The 16,625-nt window shown below is 52.5% G+C and carries 16 protein-coding genes and 2 pseudogenes; 7 read left to right on the top strand and 11 right to left on the bottom strand.

Translation table 11 applies throughout. The features are described 5' to 3' along the window. The first annotated feature begins 507 nt into the window (after positions 1 to 507). Positions 508 to 1,725, top strand: a complete 1,218-nt coding sequence (locus AMS69_RS14035) for a glycosyltransferase family 4 protein (protein WP_053968682.1) — start codon at positions 508 to 510, stop codon at positions 1,723 to 1,725. A 19-nt stretch (positions 1,726 to 1,744) separates the two neighbouring features. Here the strand turns inward: AMS69_RS14035 and AMS69_RS14030 are convergent, their stop codons facing one another. Then, the gene (locus tag AMS69_RS14030; RefSeq protein ID WP_053968681.1) at positions 1,745 to 2,953 is read right to left on the bottom strand and encodes a glycosyltransferase; all 1,209 of its coding nucleotides are present in this window, start codon (positions 2,951 to 2,953) and stop codon (positions 1,745 to 1,747) included. 358 nt (positions 2,954 to 3,311) lie between these two features. Between AMS69_RS14030 and AMS69_RS14025 the strand changes: the two genes are divergently transcribed. Continuing rightward, entirely contained in the window at positions 3,312 to 4,142 is an 831-nt protein-coding gene (locus AMS69_RS14025) for an IS5-like element ISHwa3 family transposase (RefSeq protein WP_053968373.1), read from the top strand. On the opposite strand, the gene AMS69_RS19790 is transcribed toward AMS69_RS14025, so the two are convergent. The 6 genes from AMS69_RS19790 to AMS69_RS19785 all read right to left on the bottom strand — a co-directional run bounded on the left by AMS69_RS19790 (position 4,120) and on the right by AMS69_RS19785 (position 8,967). Continuing rightward, positions 4,120 to 5,070, bottom strand: coding sequence for an AAA family ATPase (locus AMS69_RS19790; protein WP_077067810.1), 951 nt, complete (start codon positions 5,068 to 5,070; stop codon positions 4,120 to 4,122). The two genes, AMS69_RS14025 and AMS69_RS19790, sit on opposite strands and share 23 nt — an antisense overlap. Positions 5,071 to 5,235: 165 nt before the next feature. Next, positions 5,236 to 5,415 (bottom strand): hypothetical protein, encoded by a 180-nt coding sequence (locus tag AMS69_RS14015; RefSeq protein ID WP_053968679.1) that lies wholly within the window; start codon positions 5,413 to 5,415, stop codon positions 5,236 to 5,238. Between the two features lie 216 nt (positions 5,416 to 5,631). Next, on the bottom strand, positions 5,632 to 7,194 hold the full coding sequence (locus AMS69_RS14010; RefSeq protein WP_053968678.1) for a pentapeptide repeat-containing protein: 1,563 nt from the start codon (positions 7,192 to 7,194) through the stop codon (positions 5,632 to 5,634). A 617-nt stretch (positions 7,195 to 7,811) separates the two neighbouring features. Beyond that, a complete protein-coding gene (locus tag AMS69_RS14005; RefSeq protein ID WP_053968677.1) occupies positions 7,812 to 8,063 on the bottom strand; it encodes a hypothetical protein in 252 nt (83 codons plus the stop codon). Continuing rightward, positions 8,060 to 8,356: a hypothetical protein gene (locus tag AMS69_RS14000; RefSeq protein ID WP_053968676.1), complete on the bottom strand. Its 297-nt coding sequence runs from the start codon at positions 8,354 to 8,356 to the stop codon at positions 8,060 to 8,062. Before AMS69_RS14000 ends, AMS69_RS14005 begins: the two co-directional genes overlap by 4 nt. A 350-nt stretch (positions 8,357 to 8,706) precedes the next feature. Then, complete coding sequence (locus AMS69_RS19785; RefSeq protein ID WP_077067809.1) at positions 8,707 to 8,967, bottom strand: ArsR/SmtB family transcription factor; 261 nt, start codon at positions 8,965 to 8,967, stop codon at positions 8,707 to 8,709. A 397-nt stretch (positions 8,968 to 9,364) separates the two neighbouring features. Here AMS69_RS19785 and AMS69_RS13995 point away from each other — a divergent pair, with 397 nt between their 5' ends. The 4 genes from AMS69_RS13995 (at position 9,365) to AMS69_RS13985 (ending at position 11,792) form a co-directional block, all read left to right on the top strand. Beyond that, positions 9,365 to 9,682 (top strand): PadR family transcriptional regulator, encoded by a 318-nt coding sequence (locus AMS69_RS13995; protein WP_053968675.1) that lies wholly within the window; start codon positions 9,365 to 9,367, stop codon positions 9,680 to 9,682. Between the two features lie 607 nt (positions 9,683 to 10,289). Continuing rightward, positions 10,290 to 10,589 (top strand): hypothetical protein, encoded by a 300-nt coding sequence (locus AMS69_RS13990; RefSeq protein ID WP_053968674.1) that lies wholly within the window; start codon positions 10,290 to 10,292, stop codon positions 10,587 to 10,589. Next, positions 10,590 to 10,724: a hypothetical protein gene (locus AMS69_RS21135; RefSeq protein WP_274378011.1), complete on the top strand. Its 135-nt coding sequence runs from the start codon at positions 10,590 to 10,592 to the stop codon at positions 10,722 to 10,724. 186 nt (positions 10,725 to 10,910) lie between these two features. After that, on the top strand, positions 10,911 to 11,792 hold the full coding sequence (locus AMS69_RS13985) for a hypothetical protein (protein WP_053968673.1): 882 nt from the start codon (positions 10,911 to 10,913) through the stop codon (positions 11,790 to 11,792). Between the two features lie 335 nt (positions 11,793 to 12,127). Here AMS69_RS13985 and AMS69_RS20250 read toward each other — a convergent pair. Beyond that, positions 12,128 to 12,265 (bottom strand): annotated as a pseudogene (locus AMS69_RS20250) (IS1595 family transposase); the annotation flags it as partial. Positions 12,266 to 12,389: 124 nt separating this feature from the next. Next, a pseudogene (locus AMS69_RS20910) lies at positions 12,390 to 12,529 on the bottom strand (RNA-guided endonuclease TnpB family protein); the annotation flags it as partial. A gap of 853 nt (positions 12,530 to 13,382) precedes the next feature. On the opposite strand from AMS69_RS20910, the gene AMS69_RS13970 reads away from it, so the two are divergent. Further along, complete coding sequence (locus tag AMS69_RS13970) at positions 13,383 to 13,751, top strand: hypothetical protein (protein ID WP_053968670.1); 369 nt, start codon at positions 13,383 to 13,385, stop codon at positions 13,749 to 13,751. A gap of 315 nt (positions 13,752 to 14,066) precedes the next feature. On the opposite strand, the gene AMS69_RS20690 is transcribed toward AMS69_RS13970, so the two are convergent. Both AMS69_RS20690 and AMS69_RS13965 read right to left on the bottom strand, forming a co-directional pair. Continuing rightward, entirely contained in the window at positions 14,067 to 14,243 is a 177-nt protein-coding gene (locus AMS69_RS20690; protein ID WP_170083131.1) for a hypothetical protein, read from the bottom strand. A gap of 293 nt (positions 14,244 to 14,536) precedes the next feature. Then, entirely contained in the window at positions 14,537 to 15,724 is a 1,188-nt protein-coding gene (locus tag AMS69_RS13965) for an orc1/cdc6 family replication initiation protein (protein ID WP_053968669.1), read from the bottom strand. Between the last annotated feature and the right edge of the window lie 901 nt (positions 15,725 to 16,625).

Here is a 16,625-nt window from a genome sequence, read left to right as displayed (position 1 = left end):
AGCGAAGAATCGGTCCAGATTTTAGACCGAATACATCGCGCAGCTTTGACCGTCCATCTGCCAGTATACCAGCTTTATAATGGTACACATTTGTAATGTTAGCACCAGTCGTGGATGGGAAGGCTCCCCTGAGTTTTGGATTCAATACCTGTACTCGCCAGATGTTATATCGGTCCGACGTAGAATGTGTAGGGTTGTATAAAACGCATTTAAGTGGCACGTTAGATAATACCCTGCTTTCGACCGAAAGCCCACAGAAATTGGTGGGCCAACGTACATATTCCGAATCAAGTAACAGTTAGGCCCCTCGTATCACATCAATCATAATTGATTGGTCAGAGATGGCTTTGCCGCGATGGTTGCCCTCGACAGCGTAGTATTCCAGAGTGAACAAGACCACTCAATATCTATAATTTTATTTGTTATCGTCTGGCTTCTAAACCATGCGTCAAAGAAAACACCAGTACCGGATGTATACTTAATGAGGCCCATTTCTAGTTAGCATTTATGTACGATGCAGTCGTAAGCGCGATGAACCATCCAGACCCCTTTAATCCCTACATGGGGCTGTTCAATTTCCGGTCTCTCAAAGCGCTCAGTACGACAGACGCCAGCTTGGATGTTGTAACTCCTCGTCCGAGAGCGCCCCCAATCGGTCCCTATTCCGAGTTCAGTGATATCCCGAGCCGACATGATTACAGTTCTCACGAGGTCCATTATCCCAGATTCCTTTACCTGCTACCACAAAAACTGTTTAAATACACACTCTCATCCAAGTCGTTTTCGGAGATGCTTCCGAAATATATCTCATCGAACTTTGAAACACCAGACATCTGCCATGCTGGCCACATCCACTACGATGGTTTCGGGCTGGTTCCGTATTGCAGGAGCAACGAAATCCCGCTGACAGTCATGGGGCGTGGGAAAATCTTGAATAATTTCTACGACCTCTCACAGATAAGCCGACGGAAGATCAGGGAGACTCTCGATTACGCGGATGGGATATTTTGCGTGAGTAAATCACTCGCACGTATTGCCAACAATATCACTGAAACCCCGAAAGCCACTGTACTCCCCAACGGCGCGGATCCGTCACGGTATCCAACGGATAACGAGGCAGCGATTCGACGAGAACTAGGAATCGACCAAGATACTACGCTCATCATGTTCTGTGGCGGTTATACGGAACGGAAAGGGGTCGAAGAAATCTGTGACGCTCTGGATAACATTCGTAACGACGACGTAGCCTTCGTTTTCGTCGGTCATTACGGTGACCTCCGAACAGAACTCCTCGCCGAACTCAAAGCTAGCCATCACGAGAACTATCGAGTTCTCTGGGAAGTCCCGCCACTGGGTCTTCGTCGATGGTTCGCTACCGCAGATATTTTCATGCTCCCAAGCCACGCAGAAGGCCGGCCGAACACCATATACGAGTCAATGGCCAGCGAAACAGCGGTTGTCGCCTCTGCTGTGTCCGGGATCCCAGAACAGGTTGTAGACGAGGAGACGGGTCTCTTGATCCCGAAAAAAGACTCCGATGCGCTTGCTACCGCTCTGAACAGTCTCATCAGTAATTCAAAAGAGCGAGAACGAATGGGAACAAACGGAAAGGAACGGTTGGTCTCGAAGGGGTGGACGTGGGAGGCACACGGGCAACGACTTGCGACCCTGCACAAATCAATCATCAATGACGGCCACCTCCCCGCGGCTGAAGTCTTAGGGTAATGTATAGCAGGTAGTGCTGTTACGCTGTGAAGACGTGCTTTTCGAGGAACCGCTCGTACTCATCAAACACGGGTTTCGGCGAGAAGTCATCAGCACGGGACCGCAACCGGTCAGGATCAGGCGGGTCAGCAAGCGTGTCACAGACTGCGTTGGCCAATCCGTTCGTGTCGTCTATTGGGACAAGTGTACCATGCTCCCCATCGGAGAGGATTTCCCTGGGACCACTTGGACAGTCTGTCGACACGATCGGGCATCCGACCGCCAGACACTCGATCAGAACCGTCGGTAACCCCTCATACCGGGACGAGAGGAGAAACACATCTGATTTTGTCATGTACCGATACGGGTTATCGACGAATCCGGGAAGAGACACCACGTCTGATAACCCCAACCGCTCAACTGTTGCCTGAACTTGCGCTCTGCACGGTCCTTTGCCCGCAATGATTGCACGAGCATTGGCGTTCCTATTGACTACTTTCTCGAACGCACGGACCCATCCATCGAGATTCTTTTGCCGTGCGTGTCGCCCAACGAACAGGACAACATCCCGATCATCGTTTTCTACCCACTCGTGTTCGACTGGCTGTCTGGCCCGATCACGAATCTGTTCGACATCCACAGGGTTGTGTAGGACAGAAATATCTGATCGGTCGACTGGTGTTCTATCAACGAGGCTATCCGCGACGCCTTCGGAAACACTGACTATCTGGTCCGACGCGGGGTACAGCCTGGGAACGATACGTCTGACAATCTGGTCTTTCGGTGTCGCCTCAACGTCGTGTCCGAACGCGGAGTGTTGCGTCGGAATCACCGTAGTATCGGCGTCGAGGAACCGATTGATAGCGAGTGAGACAATGCTGGGGTGTTCAAGATGGGGAAACAGTGCTGCTGGTTTTTGTCTATTTAAATATGCAGCCAGAAACGGTAGATGTGCGGCCACTCCGACCACAGGTGTCTTCGATGGTGGCAGTTCGACGATAGACACCTGTTCGGATAACTCCGAGCGGAGCTCACCGCTTGCCCGTGACAAGAGCAGGTCAATGTCGTATCCTCGGGTGACCAGTCCGTTCGCGATTGTGATTGCGACCTGCTCCGCACCGCCGACGGAAAGGTCTGGGATGAAGAATGCCAGCAGTGGTCGGCTATCGTCCATCGTGATTGCATTGTTCTGCTCAGGTACTGTTGAGACAGTAGAACCGGCCCCATCTGAAAGCGTCGACTCGTCCATTGTCGTACTGAATCCGTCAGATAGTCTTTGTTAGTCACTGGGTTCCGAAATTGAATACCACAACATGACCCCGCCTGTCAAGCTGAGCAGATGGGATGAACAGAACGATAGAGCGGGTTAGCAGGGACAGTCGGTAGGAGATACTTACGAGCGTCATGTCCTCCAACATATAGTTTGACCCTCCCAGCGGACAGACACGTACGAGGCCTGCTCGTCGTGGTTAATTCGTCAGGCTCGCTAGCTTCATGTCAAACTTTCGTCCCCGTTTAAGCGATTCATTGGGCTGTGTTGAATCACTAGATGGCGACGGGATAGGTCGCTAAATCAAAGGAGTTGAAGCGGGAGACTGCGAATGGTCATGACGCAAATCTCCCGCTTCACTGGCGAGATTGTCCCGATTTCTCAAAGAGTTACTGGCGATGGAGACGAATCCGCCGCCCCGGAAGGTGGCGGCGGATTCGCCGACTATGCGCTCGTCTCCCTCCATTGTCTGCGGATTTACCTCGACACGTCCTACCGGATGACGATAGACCTCCTGAAGGAGATGCCACAAATAACCGGGGAGATCGGCCTCGAAGCGGCCGATCTCCCCTCGCCATCCACGTTGTGTAAGGCGTTCGACCGGATCAGTATGAGCGTCTGCCGAGTGCTGCTGCGCCAGTCGGCGCAGCTGCACGACCCCTCGAAACACGGTGCTATCGACGCAACATTCTACGAACGCTCAGCTGCGAGCCGTCACTACTGCCAGCGAATCAGCTACCGCGTACAGAAGCTGAAGGTCACGAAACTCGTCGATACAGACTCTCAAGCTGTCCTTGACGTTCACTGCTCGACGAACCGAGAAGGAAGCGATGCCGATCTCGCCGAGCAGATCGCCCGCCGGAACGCGGGCGATCTGCGGTCTCTCGCTGCCGACAAAGGCTATGACAAGCAATCGCTCCGCGAATCCCTTCGTAACCTCGGGATTCGCCCGCTCATCAAACATCGTATCTTCGCACCTTACGACCACGCGCACAACGCCAGAATCGACGAACAGCGCTACAATCAGCGCTCGATGACCGAGACTGTGAACTCGGCTGTGAAGCGCTCGCTCGGCTTCGCCGTGCGAGCGCGTACTTGGTTCCGGGAGTTCCGTGAAATCGCGCTGATGTGTGTCGTCTATAACATCAAGCGAGCCGTGAAACAGTGAATTCCACTGCTGTATGGCGATTCAACACAGCCATGTCTTCCTGTCGCCAAAATTCGTTGAATAACTCTGTCAATTCTTTTGAGGCTAACTCCCTGATTTTTCTCCGTTTAATCGGATTTAGTTCATTGAATTCGCTTGGCTTAAGTTCTGCATACCGGAGTAGTTCGTAATAAAAATCGCCCTCTTCGAGTTCAGAGATGCTTTGTTCATCTGGGATGGGTTTCGGACCATCATATTTCTGAACACTTGGTATAGCCTGCAGGATGTGTTGTGCGAGCGTCTGGGATAAATCCTCAATATACGAGAGAAATTCCTCATTTTCTGAATAAACATTCTCCCTTTTTGCTCTTTCAGAAAGGGTACGGGCCATTTTTCTTAGCTCCAGACTGCCTGTGTCTTGGAAGCCAGGTCCCATATTTGGATTGTGAGCATCCGAAACGATATCGCCAGTCAATCTTCTTATCGCAAGAGATACGTCATGATTGGCTTCTTCCCCCACTTCTTCAGAAAAACGTCTTGCCACTTCCTGTATTTCAGTGATCCTCGAAGATTCTATAGTTTCTAAGAAACTTGGCTCATCTGAGCTAACAACGGTGGGTGCCTCACCAGCTAAATCGATTTTGATATTAAATTTATCCGGTACTTCATTTCTATCTAATCTACGGTTATAAATTGGTAAGTCTTCCAGAACAATTTCTGATTTAATATTATGGATTTCCACAACTATATCCAGAGAATCCTCAGATATGTAGCTATAATCTGAATCGTTATACCTTGGTCGTGGCTTGACTTTTTCAATTGTACTGATAAGATTGGATTTGCCACTTTCATTGGGACCGACTAATGTAGTAATATTAGACTCGAACCTAAGCTCCACATCCGAAGCAAGAGATCGGTATCCCGATACTTCGATTGCATGAAATTCCATTACGAAACAATGTCTACTCGAAAATAATAAATGCGATGCACCCAGTCAATTATTGAATAAATTGTATCTTCTTCGTGGATCTACCCTGTGCGATAATGTGCCGAAACTCGGCCTGGAGCGGGGTCGGTCGCAGCGTTAGTCTAATTGCAGAGTGGAAAGCGACGCTCAAATCCGGCGCATCGTCGTCACGACATCCCGACCAGTCACTCGCCACTGACAGCCATTCCAGACGGCCTCGATACGCTCGAAGCCGCCATCGCTTCGCGGCTCGAACTCGATCTTCCGCTTCGGCCCTCGCACCGGCTCGTACACGAAACCGGTCGGGTCGGTGACAGTCTCACTCATGCGTCCACCGCCCGAACGAGATCCCCGACGAGCGACCCACCGACGTGCGGCCCGATGTCCCACCCATGCTCCGACGCGTGTATTCGCACCATTCAGAAAGCGTCTCAAACGGCGTATCAACCAACTCAACTTTCTCGCCGTCGCCGCCGAGGAAGGGTAGTCGATCTTAGGTGAGTAGTTCGGAGATGGACAGTCAGTACGACTTTAGACGGACCGTCAGACCTGTTCGCGGGTACCCAGTACGTATCCTAAGAAGACGATGGCCGTAGTTCCAAGGAATGTCTCAACCCCCGCTGTCCATCGCATCAGTCCTGGCTCAGGTGGAGAGGGAGGTGATGTAGTGAACGTAATCGCACTATAGTATAGACTCTCCTGAATACCAATACCAGTCATCCAATAGATACCAGCGGAACAGAGAAACAGCATTAGCATAACTCCAACTACGGGGAGTAACTGAACACCATATCCAGTGGTCACCTGTGACGCTCGCGACCCAATGTATGCCAACGTTCCTCGGAATGTGTCATCGGCTTTAGCTTCTCGTCGGCGTGCCTTGCGCTCCCGAACACGGGCCTTTCGGGCTTGGCCAATCAACCCGTTCTCGCTGAATGCTATCTTCAACTCGTGGTTTGCTCGTGCAACAGTATCATAGAACTCAACTGAATTAGATAGTAACCCAACATTTTCATGTTCGGAAAACTGTTTGATTCGCTGACTTGGCGGTTCAAAGCTGGTACCCCGAGAAAGTAACGTGCCGGAGAGTGATGTGTCGATCAACAGAGCACCTGTCAAAGTCGCATTGGCTAGATCAGCCTTCAAGAGATCAGCTCCACGTAGTTCCGTCTTTGAGAGGTCAGCATTGACTAACCTTGCCTTCGAAAGGTCAGCCCCCTCTAAATTCGCCTTCGAGAGATCAGCATCCAGTAGGTTCACACTCAGAAGATTCGCCCTCTCTATATTTGCATCTGAGAGGTCTGCCTCTCGGAGGTTTGCCTTCGACAAATCTGCATCCATCAAGTCTGCTTCCGAGAGGTCTGCTTCAGACAAGTCTGCTCTCGAAAGATTTGCATCCTTCAACTCAGCTCCCGAAAGGTTTGCTTCAGACAAGTCCGCTCCCGAAAGATTTGCATCCTTCAATTCAGCTCCCGAAAGGTCAGCTCTCGGCAGATATGCATCCGAGATGTCTGCACTCTCTAGATTCGCATTTGAGAGATCTGTTTTCACCAAGTGTGCCTCAGAAAGGTCTGCCTTCTTCAAGTATGCATCCGAGAGGTAGGCACTTCTTAGAGCTGCCTTCGTAATATCAGCTTTTCTCAGATTCGCTTCTGTCAGATTTGCTCTCTTCAGGTTAGCCCTTGAGAGATTTGCACCCCTCAGTCTTGCATTTAGAAGGTCGGCATCACGCAATTTTGCTTTCGAGAGGTCAGCTCTATTTAATTTCGCTTCCGAAAGATTAGCTTCAGTCAATATCCCTTCTGAAAGGTCAGCCCCACGCAGTCTCGCCCCGGAAAAAGTACTACTATGCATATTTGCCATCGAGAGGGTGGTCCCATTCAGACGAGTCATATGGGCGTTAGCATTATACAGACTCACTTCGGAGAGATCAGCCTCCTGTAAGTTCGCTTTCGAAATGTCAGCTTTCCCTAACCTTGCTTTTGAAAGGTTCACGTCACAGAGATATGATTCCGAAAGATCGGCTCCGCCCAAATCAGACTCAGGATAGATATCATCTATGGAAACCTCATCGCTATTTGGAATTCTAGGTTTCTTATCGTTCATCCTAATGCTTCTATTGAAGAGGATCTCATACAATAGTTCTCGTCCAAAATATCTCAACACTCTGGTATAGATAGGGAACCTGAGCCATAGTTGGGCTCACAGGGCAGTCCGTGTTTGCAATAGCGCACATCACGACGATTTCGCTGATCTGCCGATATCAGCCGAGCGCTTGGACAGTGTTGCCGAGCAAGCGCTTCGTAGTCGAATACGGAGTCTCGACCATCCAGTACCGAAAAGTAGCCCTCGGCTCAAATGAATGCGTTGTACCCTACGTCGACGGTCTCTATTCATGACAGGGATTTGTGGTTTGATATCTGACGTGTAGGATTATGCCATTTAGCAAACCTCGCTGCTCAGTTAGGCACAGTCAGTCAGGACAGGTTGCCAAGCATGTCACGAAGTGGGTCTTCGAGCCGGTAAGGAAAGATACCTCATTCACCGGTTCAAGAAGGCTACAGGAGACACTGTCTAGTTCCTCGGCTCTGGCCATTAACTAAGGCCGCGATATAGTTGGTTTTGAAATCTGAAACTCCCGGTCTCAGATTTTCGCTCTGAGGGCTGTTTATAAACGTGCAGAGCCGAGAAATCTAATTTATTACCATCTTCGACAAAGCAATCTACACTGTCGCTGCCACGTGCTGATATTCAGCCTGCGACGGCGTCGGCTGGAGCGTCAACCCAGCTAACGCCAGTTCCCGCAACACCTCCGGCGGTACACCCTCTGCATCCCGAAGCACGGCGTCGAGCGTCCACGCATTGTACTGACTCGCACTCGGCGCGAGCACATCGACCGACTCAGTAGCCACCTCCTCTTGAATCGCCCGTGCCGCCCGCCGCACTCGCTTGCGTTCCTCGACGGTACAGCTCACGCCTCAACACCTCGAACGAGATCGTCGACGAGCGACCCACCGATGTGCGGCCCGATGTCCCACCCACGCTCCGAGCGCGTGTACTCACACCACTGCGAAAGCGTCTCGAAGGGCGTCGCTGCGAGCTCGACCTTCTCTGCCTCCCCGTTGGCAGAAACAACAGCCACGGCGAACTCGTAACTGTCCCAGTAATGCGCTGCACCCTCGCCGTCCACGCCGAGAAACAGCGGTCGACCTTGGGTCAGTAGTTCGCGGGCGGTACGTTCTTGTGGATTGGATTGCGTAGTTGCCATTGGTTCTTGGACGGAACCACGCGCCTCGGTGTCTCAGCACCGGGGCGATTTCGTGAGAAATCGACCAGCGGCGCGTGCGTTCCTATCTAATACTGTTGGGCTGGGCAAACAAAAAACTATTGCCCTAGAAAAACAACTACCGAATGAGACAAGATGTCTGCCCGAGGCCCAGAGCGGCAAGTCAGTGATAAGGAACTACTCGAATGTTTTGAAGATGTAGAGAAGCCGTTTGTGACTACCTCAGACATTGCTACGCGGGTTGGATTGTCTAAAACTCGAATCCGACAGCGTTTGCAATCAATGGGGCCAGATGTTCGAATAGAACGTCACAAAGTAGGAAATGCAGTTGTCTACTGGTTGCCTGACGAGAACTCTGGATCTAACTGAGCTCGCCCATTGTCCGTTATCCAATACACCCGGGCACGTCCCACACGCTCTGATTCGACCCACCCGTTTTTCTCCATATCTTTTAGCTTATTGCTGACTGCCGTATTGCTAATCTCCAAGCGTTCAGCGAGATCTTTAGGGGCCTGAACTGGTGGATAAGCTAGCCTAATTTCTTTCAAAACGTCGATTTTGGTGACCGTTGGGTCTGGTCCGGGCTTAGACACTTTGAGAGTATTTTGGTTGGTTCGGACATAGTAATGTCTCTCTACAAGTGTTCTTCTAGAGCAAGTATTATGGGTGTCGGGTGTAACATCACGAAATAAGCGACGCCTACTCTCGCACACAGCGTCGCACCGACCCCATGACCACCCGCAAGCCCACCCACGAAGAGTCGCATCGCTCGCCAGCCTCGATTTCCGTTCATTTGGAAATCGCCAGACGGCGGTACTTCCGTTCACTTCCGATGATTATCCGTTCATCGTCTGAGCGGCCCACGAACACCCCACAGCGGGCCACAGACGAGAATCGGTCGCCAAAAATCGACTTCCGTTCACGCGCGCCCCAGACTTTTCCCATGTCCTGTCCCAGTCCCAGCCAGATGCATTCCACCGGAGGCCACCAATGACGACCTACTACGAACTGACTGGCTTCCAGCGCGATCTGCTGGAAGCCATCGCCGGCGTCGACGACGAGCCCTATGGCCTCGCGCTCAAGGACTACCTCGACGAGCGCTACGCCGACCCGATCAACCACAGCCGCCTCTACCAGAATCTCGACCGCCTTGCCGAGCTGGACCTCATCGCCCGGGACGAACTCGACGCCCGCACCAACGTGTATACGCTGACTGACGCTGGCAGACACCTGCTCCAGCGCCATGCCGACACGCTCGCTAGCCTGTGTGACCAGCCCCGACACGTCGTTGGAGGTGGCCGACAGTGATTCTTCATTATCGTCACAACAACACCACATCTATTTTATATTCTTACCAGAAAGCAAAATCTGGGCGACCATGGGCACAGGTGTCGCCCGGTTGTTGTCAGAGGCACGCGCGGGTTCTGGGTCCAGTCCAGTCGGTGGCTCAGATGGGCTGTCTGAGCGAGTTGGGCAGTGACCCGAACCCGTTTAGATATACTGCACGTTCAATAATTAGTTCTTATGTCACCAGAATCGACAGCTTGAGCCGTCTAAGCTCTCGGTTTACTGGCTTTTCCACGACAGAATATAACGGCAACAGAGTCTCGACTTCGCCCAGTTGCCGTCAAAACGTACTGTTCAGCCGTCCGAAGCAACAGACGGATGGTGGGCAGCCATGGGCAAATGGCCTGCCACGTACCACCCGAAATCGTCACCAACGACAACAGGTTCTGGACCCAAACCAATCGATGAATTTGGGGGGAGTCAGCAGGAAGTGGGGCGGGGACCAGAACCTAACCGAACGATATGTGGTTGGTAAACAAAATAGCTGTGATACCGTTCCGCTGTCCATTGATTTGCGGCCGAGCGGCCGCCCGCTGACAAGCCGTTTATCCTACGGGGAGGTGGGCCGATGACGTCCCAGCCGACTGTCGGCGAGATTGTCGCCATCACGACCACCGACAGCGATCCCTTCCTGCTGGTCTGTGCTGTCGACGCCGAGCAGGTCACAGGCGTCTTGCTCGCCGACCTGTCGACCGAGACACTCCACCGACTACGAGCGTCTAAGCCAGACACAGCCACGCGCCGGCAGGTGGCCACCGCCGTCGAGCGCGCTGACGAGTCCATGTCGTTCACTGTCCCACTGACAGACTATGTGCGAGTCGAACACGACAGCAGCCGTCCTGAGCCGTTCGCGGGAGGGAAGCAGTAGATGGCCCGCGACACCACGGCCGCGACTGAACGCAACACAGCGCCCACACAGCCCGATAAGTGGCGACTCCGCAACGTGGTCGGTGATCTCGTCCATGACATCGGCAGCAAGCGCTCGGCGGTGATCGAGATGTGATCCGCTACGGGATTCCCACCAGCGCCGCTACTGGCCGGCGTTGAGGCTAGCAGGCGCTCAAACGTCACTCCGCCTGCCACAAGACACCGGCCCCAGTCAGCGGTCCAGCGTCAGTCGACACCTCGATAGCCCGTGCTGTGGTCAGCACTGCTCGGTTCGATTCCGAGCACGGGTCCTGTGGTCACAATGCCACGACAAACAAACCCCAACAACGACGGCACCGACGACACAGCCACCGACAAAGCCCTCGCCGACCACCTTGACATGGACATCGAACAGGATGACACTGATACCGACGACCTCCAGTCACTTGTCAGCGAACTCGGCGACGAAGTATCACCCCCCGTTTCGAGTGTTCTTGAGACGCTGGTCGCGACTATTGACGACCTCCATGCCCGCGTCGACGATCTAGAGGCCGACCTCGAACAGACCCACGACGTTGCGACGACAGCCGTCGGTGACGCCGCCGAAAACGAGAGCCGCCTCAACGACGTCGAAGCCCAGCAGGAGACCACCCACGATATCGCCAAGAGTGCCATCGCCAAGGCCCAGCAACTCGAAGCCGACACCGACCAGCAAGAGGACGCCGAGCAGCTGCCCGAGGGCATCGAACCCAGCAGTTCGCCACTGGATTTCTTCGCGAACTGCCGCCAGTCAAAAGTCAAGACGATGTTCGTCGAGCGTTCGAACCGACAGAACACCTATCGGGCGATTGCCGTCGCCAAACGCTGGCCGGAGTTTGCCACTAAGCGTACCGACGGTAGCGGCGTGTTCATGACCAGAGCTGATCTGCAAACGGCTTTGACTGCCGAACTCGGGAAAGAGCCCCATCGCCAGACGATCAAGCGTGTCTGGGAGACGCTCGTCGAATTGGGCGGCGACGACATCGTCGAGAAAACCCGGCAGGTCGGGCGAGACCAGACCCAAACCGAGATCATCGCGATGGATATGAAGGCCGCCGAAGGGTTGCTCGAAAAACGCTACATCGGCCTCGATCTCTTGGAGAACAGCGACCACAAAGCCGCGACAGGTGGCGTCACACCCGTTGTGGTGGAGTCCACACCCTAACCCTGTGACACACGCCGGATAGGACACGAACCGACACTCAATCGACGCTGCTGGACGCGGTGGCACGTGCCCTGCCGCTGCGACGCCGCTGTTTGCTAGCTGCAGGAGTCGGAAGGCCTCTTGGTTCTATAAGTAACAGCGTGCGATTGTAACAGTCGAAGGATACAGCCACCAGAAGGAGGCGTCACAACAGATGTGATAATAGGAAGATTGGTCAAATTGGTCTCAATGATGGCCGTTCTGTCTTATCTGCTTACTACATCGAAGAACTACCTCTTCGGCTCAGCCGAAATCCGACATGCCCAGTGCGCTCTTGTGAAGCACGTTGTTGATTATCAGAGGACGGCGTTAAGAGCATGTTTGAGCGCTTCGTCACCTGGTTTTCTGTAGAGTTCGCGGCGGAGCTGAAACGCTCTAAGATACGGCCTTAGCTTGTCTTTTGACACTCCTTGGTGGGGCGAGAGCCACGCGTCGCTGGATGATCGCGAACTTCGCCTCCTCGAAAACACAACAGCGCAAACTACCCTCCCCTACTTCGCTCGGGGGCAATCGCCCCGCTCGCTCGTTGAGGGGAGGGCTTTCGCGTGGACTCCCGTTCTATGCCTCAGCAGAGGCAGGGGGTTGTACTCCCCACTCACGTTCAGCGTCCCGCGATTCAAGCGCACGTCTACAGGTGCGCCTCCGGCGTCTGCGTTTTGCCGACGCCGGAGATACTGCAAACCGATGTTTTTCGCCGCATAGTCCAGTATCAGGGTGACAAAGGAGCAGGAGTCGAATTCAAACTACATCTTGATGGTAGCCGGGGTGCGAGTAGAATCTCCGGTCTACAAGCCGATCTACAATTTCGGTTCGACAGCAGCAGAGCACGACACCAACACCAATGGTCGGATCGAATCGAGTGAACTCAACCAAGCGGAACAGGACTGGAATAATGGAGATCTCACCGATGCAGAGTACAATAATATGATCCGAGCGTACAACCGGACAGTCGAACGATCGTGAATCAAAACAAAACTACCTTCACAGAATTTTTCCCCCACCTGTCAGAAATAAACCTCAGCAACTTTTAGTGTTCTTGGACTGCACCCGAATATATGCCTAAAGCCCTCTCTGAAACGCGTCCAGGGCGAGTGGTAGACGTTATTCTCGCCGCAGTAATTCTATTAGCTGTTCTAGACCACTTTAGCGTGGTTGAGATTGCTTCGACAAGCATCTACATATTCTTCTTTATTACTCCTCTTGGGTTTCTCCGTTTATATGTCGATTACCGAATCAACAAGCGGCCCACCAAACAAACGAACTGATTCTTCGCTATATTTTACTTATACTGTTCCAAATAGTTGCGTAACAGAACTCCACTCACGTCGGCAACTCTAGGAGACGAGCTACTAGATCTGACCCCACAGACAGCACGGAACGTAATCCGAGGACTTGTGGCCCAGGACATCCTGACCGAAACGACTGAGAATGAGCAGTATCAGGAATTCAAAACCGTCGATATCTTTGACATTCTCGACCAGCCACTGGAGTAAGCCACCGATTAGGCTAACCAACAAAGCGAAGTTATACGGACACAATGTTGGTTAGTAGATGAACAACCAAGATCGCGCAGCCGATGCCCTCGAACAACTCCAGGCCATCGAGAGAGCAGATCTCGATGCGGAACTGACAGCAACATACGAACAAGCAGTCGATAGTACCCGGGCGCTCACAGAGCAATTCGAGGAAGCCGCCGAATCGGATGAACACGAACCGGAGACACCTGAAGGATGGGATGAGGACGAAGCGGAGTGGGAAGAGAAACTGGAAACTGCACGCGAGAAGGCAGACATCCCGGCCTCGAAAGGAACGCTCACGACGAAGACCATCGACGGGCGGGACTACTACTACCTCCAGTGGCGAGACGGGGAGACAGTCACGAGCCAGTACGTTGGGCCAGTCACGACGGCGACAGAGTGAATTCACAAGATGTGGAACCGGCCGAGTTGTGAACGGTAGGACTAACCAACGTTGGAGAGATTTTATTCGAAGCGTTGGTTAGCATCTCTGTCCTGATGACACAATCCATCTATAGTTAAGCGGGCTACATACACTCTATTTCGAGTGTATAGGATCCCACGGTTCTAATACTTCCACCATCCGCAATCGATTAACACAGGTCAAGTAGAGAACGGTTCGAGTCTTAATCTATCTGATTTCAGGTTAAGCTTGTGTGCTGAATATAGAGGGTGTAGTCAGCACGCGATGACGACTGTGAGGCAAATTGATGCAGCATTATCCAGTCTGCCACTCAATGAACTTCTCGTACCCATAGGTAAACCCGAGAAAGACGACAGCGAACACGAACCAACGGAAGACATCCAAGGTACCAGTGAAAGCGAGAACGTTGAATATGTATGACAGCGACGCACCAACAAACGCAGCGATGTAGAGGTTTCGTCGACTGTCCATACAGGCGCTTCTGACGGACGTGAATTAATTCTTTGCCAGCGAGTTACATGAACAAGTCTTCCAATCGAGTACGTCTACGAGTTCTCCCCCACTGGATACGCGCCCTGTATCTTGCACCGCTCTACAACTATGATATGAAACGGTAAGAGTCTCGGTGAAAGCCACACGCCAGGCTGAGCGGTTGGTTCAGCCGATTCCATGAACAAACAAATCGTATGCACAGCGACAGCAATGAGACAGTGCACCCCACATCTAACAGCGGAACCGGTGGGGTGCCCCTCAATCGAGTGCGTTTACGGATTCGTTTTGAGGAGCTCCGAAAGGCCTGTTTTGATCGAACTGATGGATTGCTCTAACTCGAATTCCTTGTACTTCCCTCCACCCTTCCCTCGGTTGTACTCAGTTGAAGAAATAATGCCGAGTTGCGTGAGTTCACCAAGATAATCACGGACCGACCGCTCTGAAACGGGGTCCAGACCTTCCCCACGGGCTAACTCCTGATACGCCCCTAGGATATCTCGCGTCCGGGCAGGTGTGTCACCGTCTTCAGCAAGTCCAGTGAGCGCATAGAGAACCAGTTGACCATGCTCAGAGTAGTTGCGGATACCCTCAACGACCTGATCAGTCTGGAGTCGTTGTCGGGCTTCGCTTACGTGGTGTTCAGTCACGAGTTCATCATCATATTCTCGGGCAAGATCACCCGCCTCAAGCAAGAGATCTAGAGCTTGGCGGGCGTCTCCAGAGTCCTTGGCTCCGTAGGCAGCACACATTTCGATGACACCATCATCGATGACATCGTCTTTGAACGCGACAGCCTCACGCTGTTTCAACACGAGTTGAAGCTCATTGGCGTTGTATGCTGAAAATGAGACTTCCTTTTCACACAGACTGGAACGGACTTTCGATGAAAGTTGGTTGCGGAAATCAAGATCGTTCGAGATACCGATGACACCTAATTTCGCATCGGAGATATCGCCATTCGACCTCGCGCGTGGCAGTTTGTAGAGCAGTGAATCGTCCTCAATGTGATCGACCTCGTCAAGAACAATGAGTACCGTGCCACCCAGATCATCGAGCGCCTCGAAGAGGAACTGATACACTGATGCCTGTGGATATCCGGTGTTGGAAATCTGGTTAGCAGGATCACGCAGTGTGTTTACAATGGCGACCGCAGCCTGATAGCTCGAATTGAGCCCGTCACAATTGACTTCAACCGTACTGAGGTCCAGTCCGTCAACGTCGCTCGCATCACGTTCCAAAGCGGACAGAAGATATCGGGTGGCAGCAGTCTTGCCGACCCCGCTTTTTCCATACAGGAAGATGTTTGAAGGGGTCTCATTGTTGATGACTGGCTGGAGAGCAGCGTGATACTTCTGGAGTTCTTCGTCACGCCCGACAAGCTCATCTGGGGTCCACTCTTCAAGCAGTGCCTCACGTTGCTCGAATATCGTAGACGTCGGCGAAAACGTGATATCACTCATTTGTCTGTGGTTGCGACACGAAGTGTCTTAACCTTTGGTTCCGCTGCTTCCGCTGTTCGGATTAGTATATAAATAGCCAACCCCACTGCTTCCGCTGTTAGATGGAGAACATGGTGATCACTACACTGCTTTCACTATTGATTTGTTAGGCAATCGGTCTTGAGGGAAAAAGACCGGATCGAGATGAGAGTGAGCGGATGAAGACCCCCACCCCACTGGTTCCGCTGTTAGCTGTGCAAAGTGCTGCCGCTGGTATTTACTGAGCTGTCGCAAGTCTATTTCAATTACTTCCGTCGCAACTACCCGAAACCAGACTGTCTGAGACGTGAGGTGGGGAACCCCCACCCCACTGGTTCCGCTGTTAGCAATAGACGCTTGTGGTGAATGTCATTGAGATTAGCCCTAATATCTCTAGAGCTAGTGAATAAGTTCAAGTATCTGAATAAGAAAAGGTATCCGTATAACGTTATCACCAAGATAGCAAAGCACCCCCTCCCACGGGGGTGGTGCCGTCTATCTATCCTCTAACAGCGGAACCAGTGGGGTGGGGGTGTAGGATTAACTCTTCTCATATCCATTGCACTCCCGGCCTCCACGCTGGGCCCAATCTGCATTGATCCCAAAGAAGCCCAGCAAGCTCAAACCGTGTCCTACGTCTGAGGAACGCTTGGGCTAACCAACATCTGCGTGATCCCCCTTTTGTTGGTTAGCTTTTGGTGAACCCGTAGCGAGGAATTCTTCAGGTGGTACTTGTTCCGCCCAGTCGGCAGCAAGTCGTCAGCACACGTGCGCTGTGACCACACATGCTTACTAGGTCAGTCCCCGCCACAAAGGCAACGGAGTAACCTGCGTCCTCATCCAAGATTATAGCAGGTGAATATAATGTTATCGGTCAGGTGCC

This window comes from Haloarcula rubripromontorii (assembly GCF_001280425.1).
GTDB classification, from domain to species: domain Archaea; phylum Halobacteriota; class Halobacteria; order Halobacteriales; family Haloarculaceae; genus Haloarcula; species Haloarcula rubripromontorii.
The sequence above is the reverse complement of the archived record's forward strand: the minus strand, read 5'-3'. Positions and strand labels throughout refer to the sequence as shown.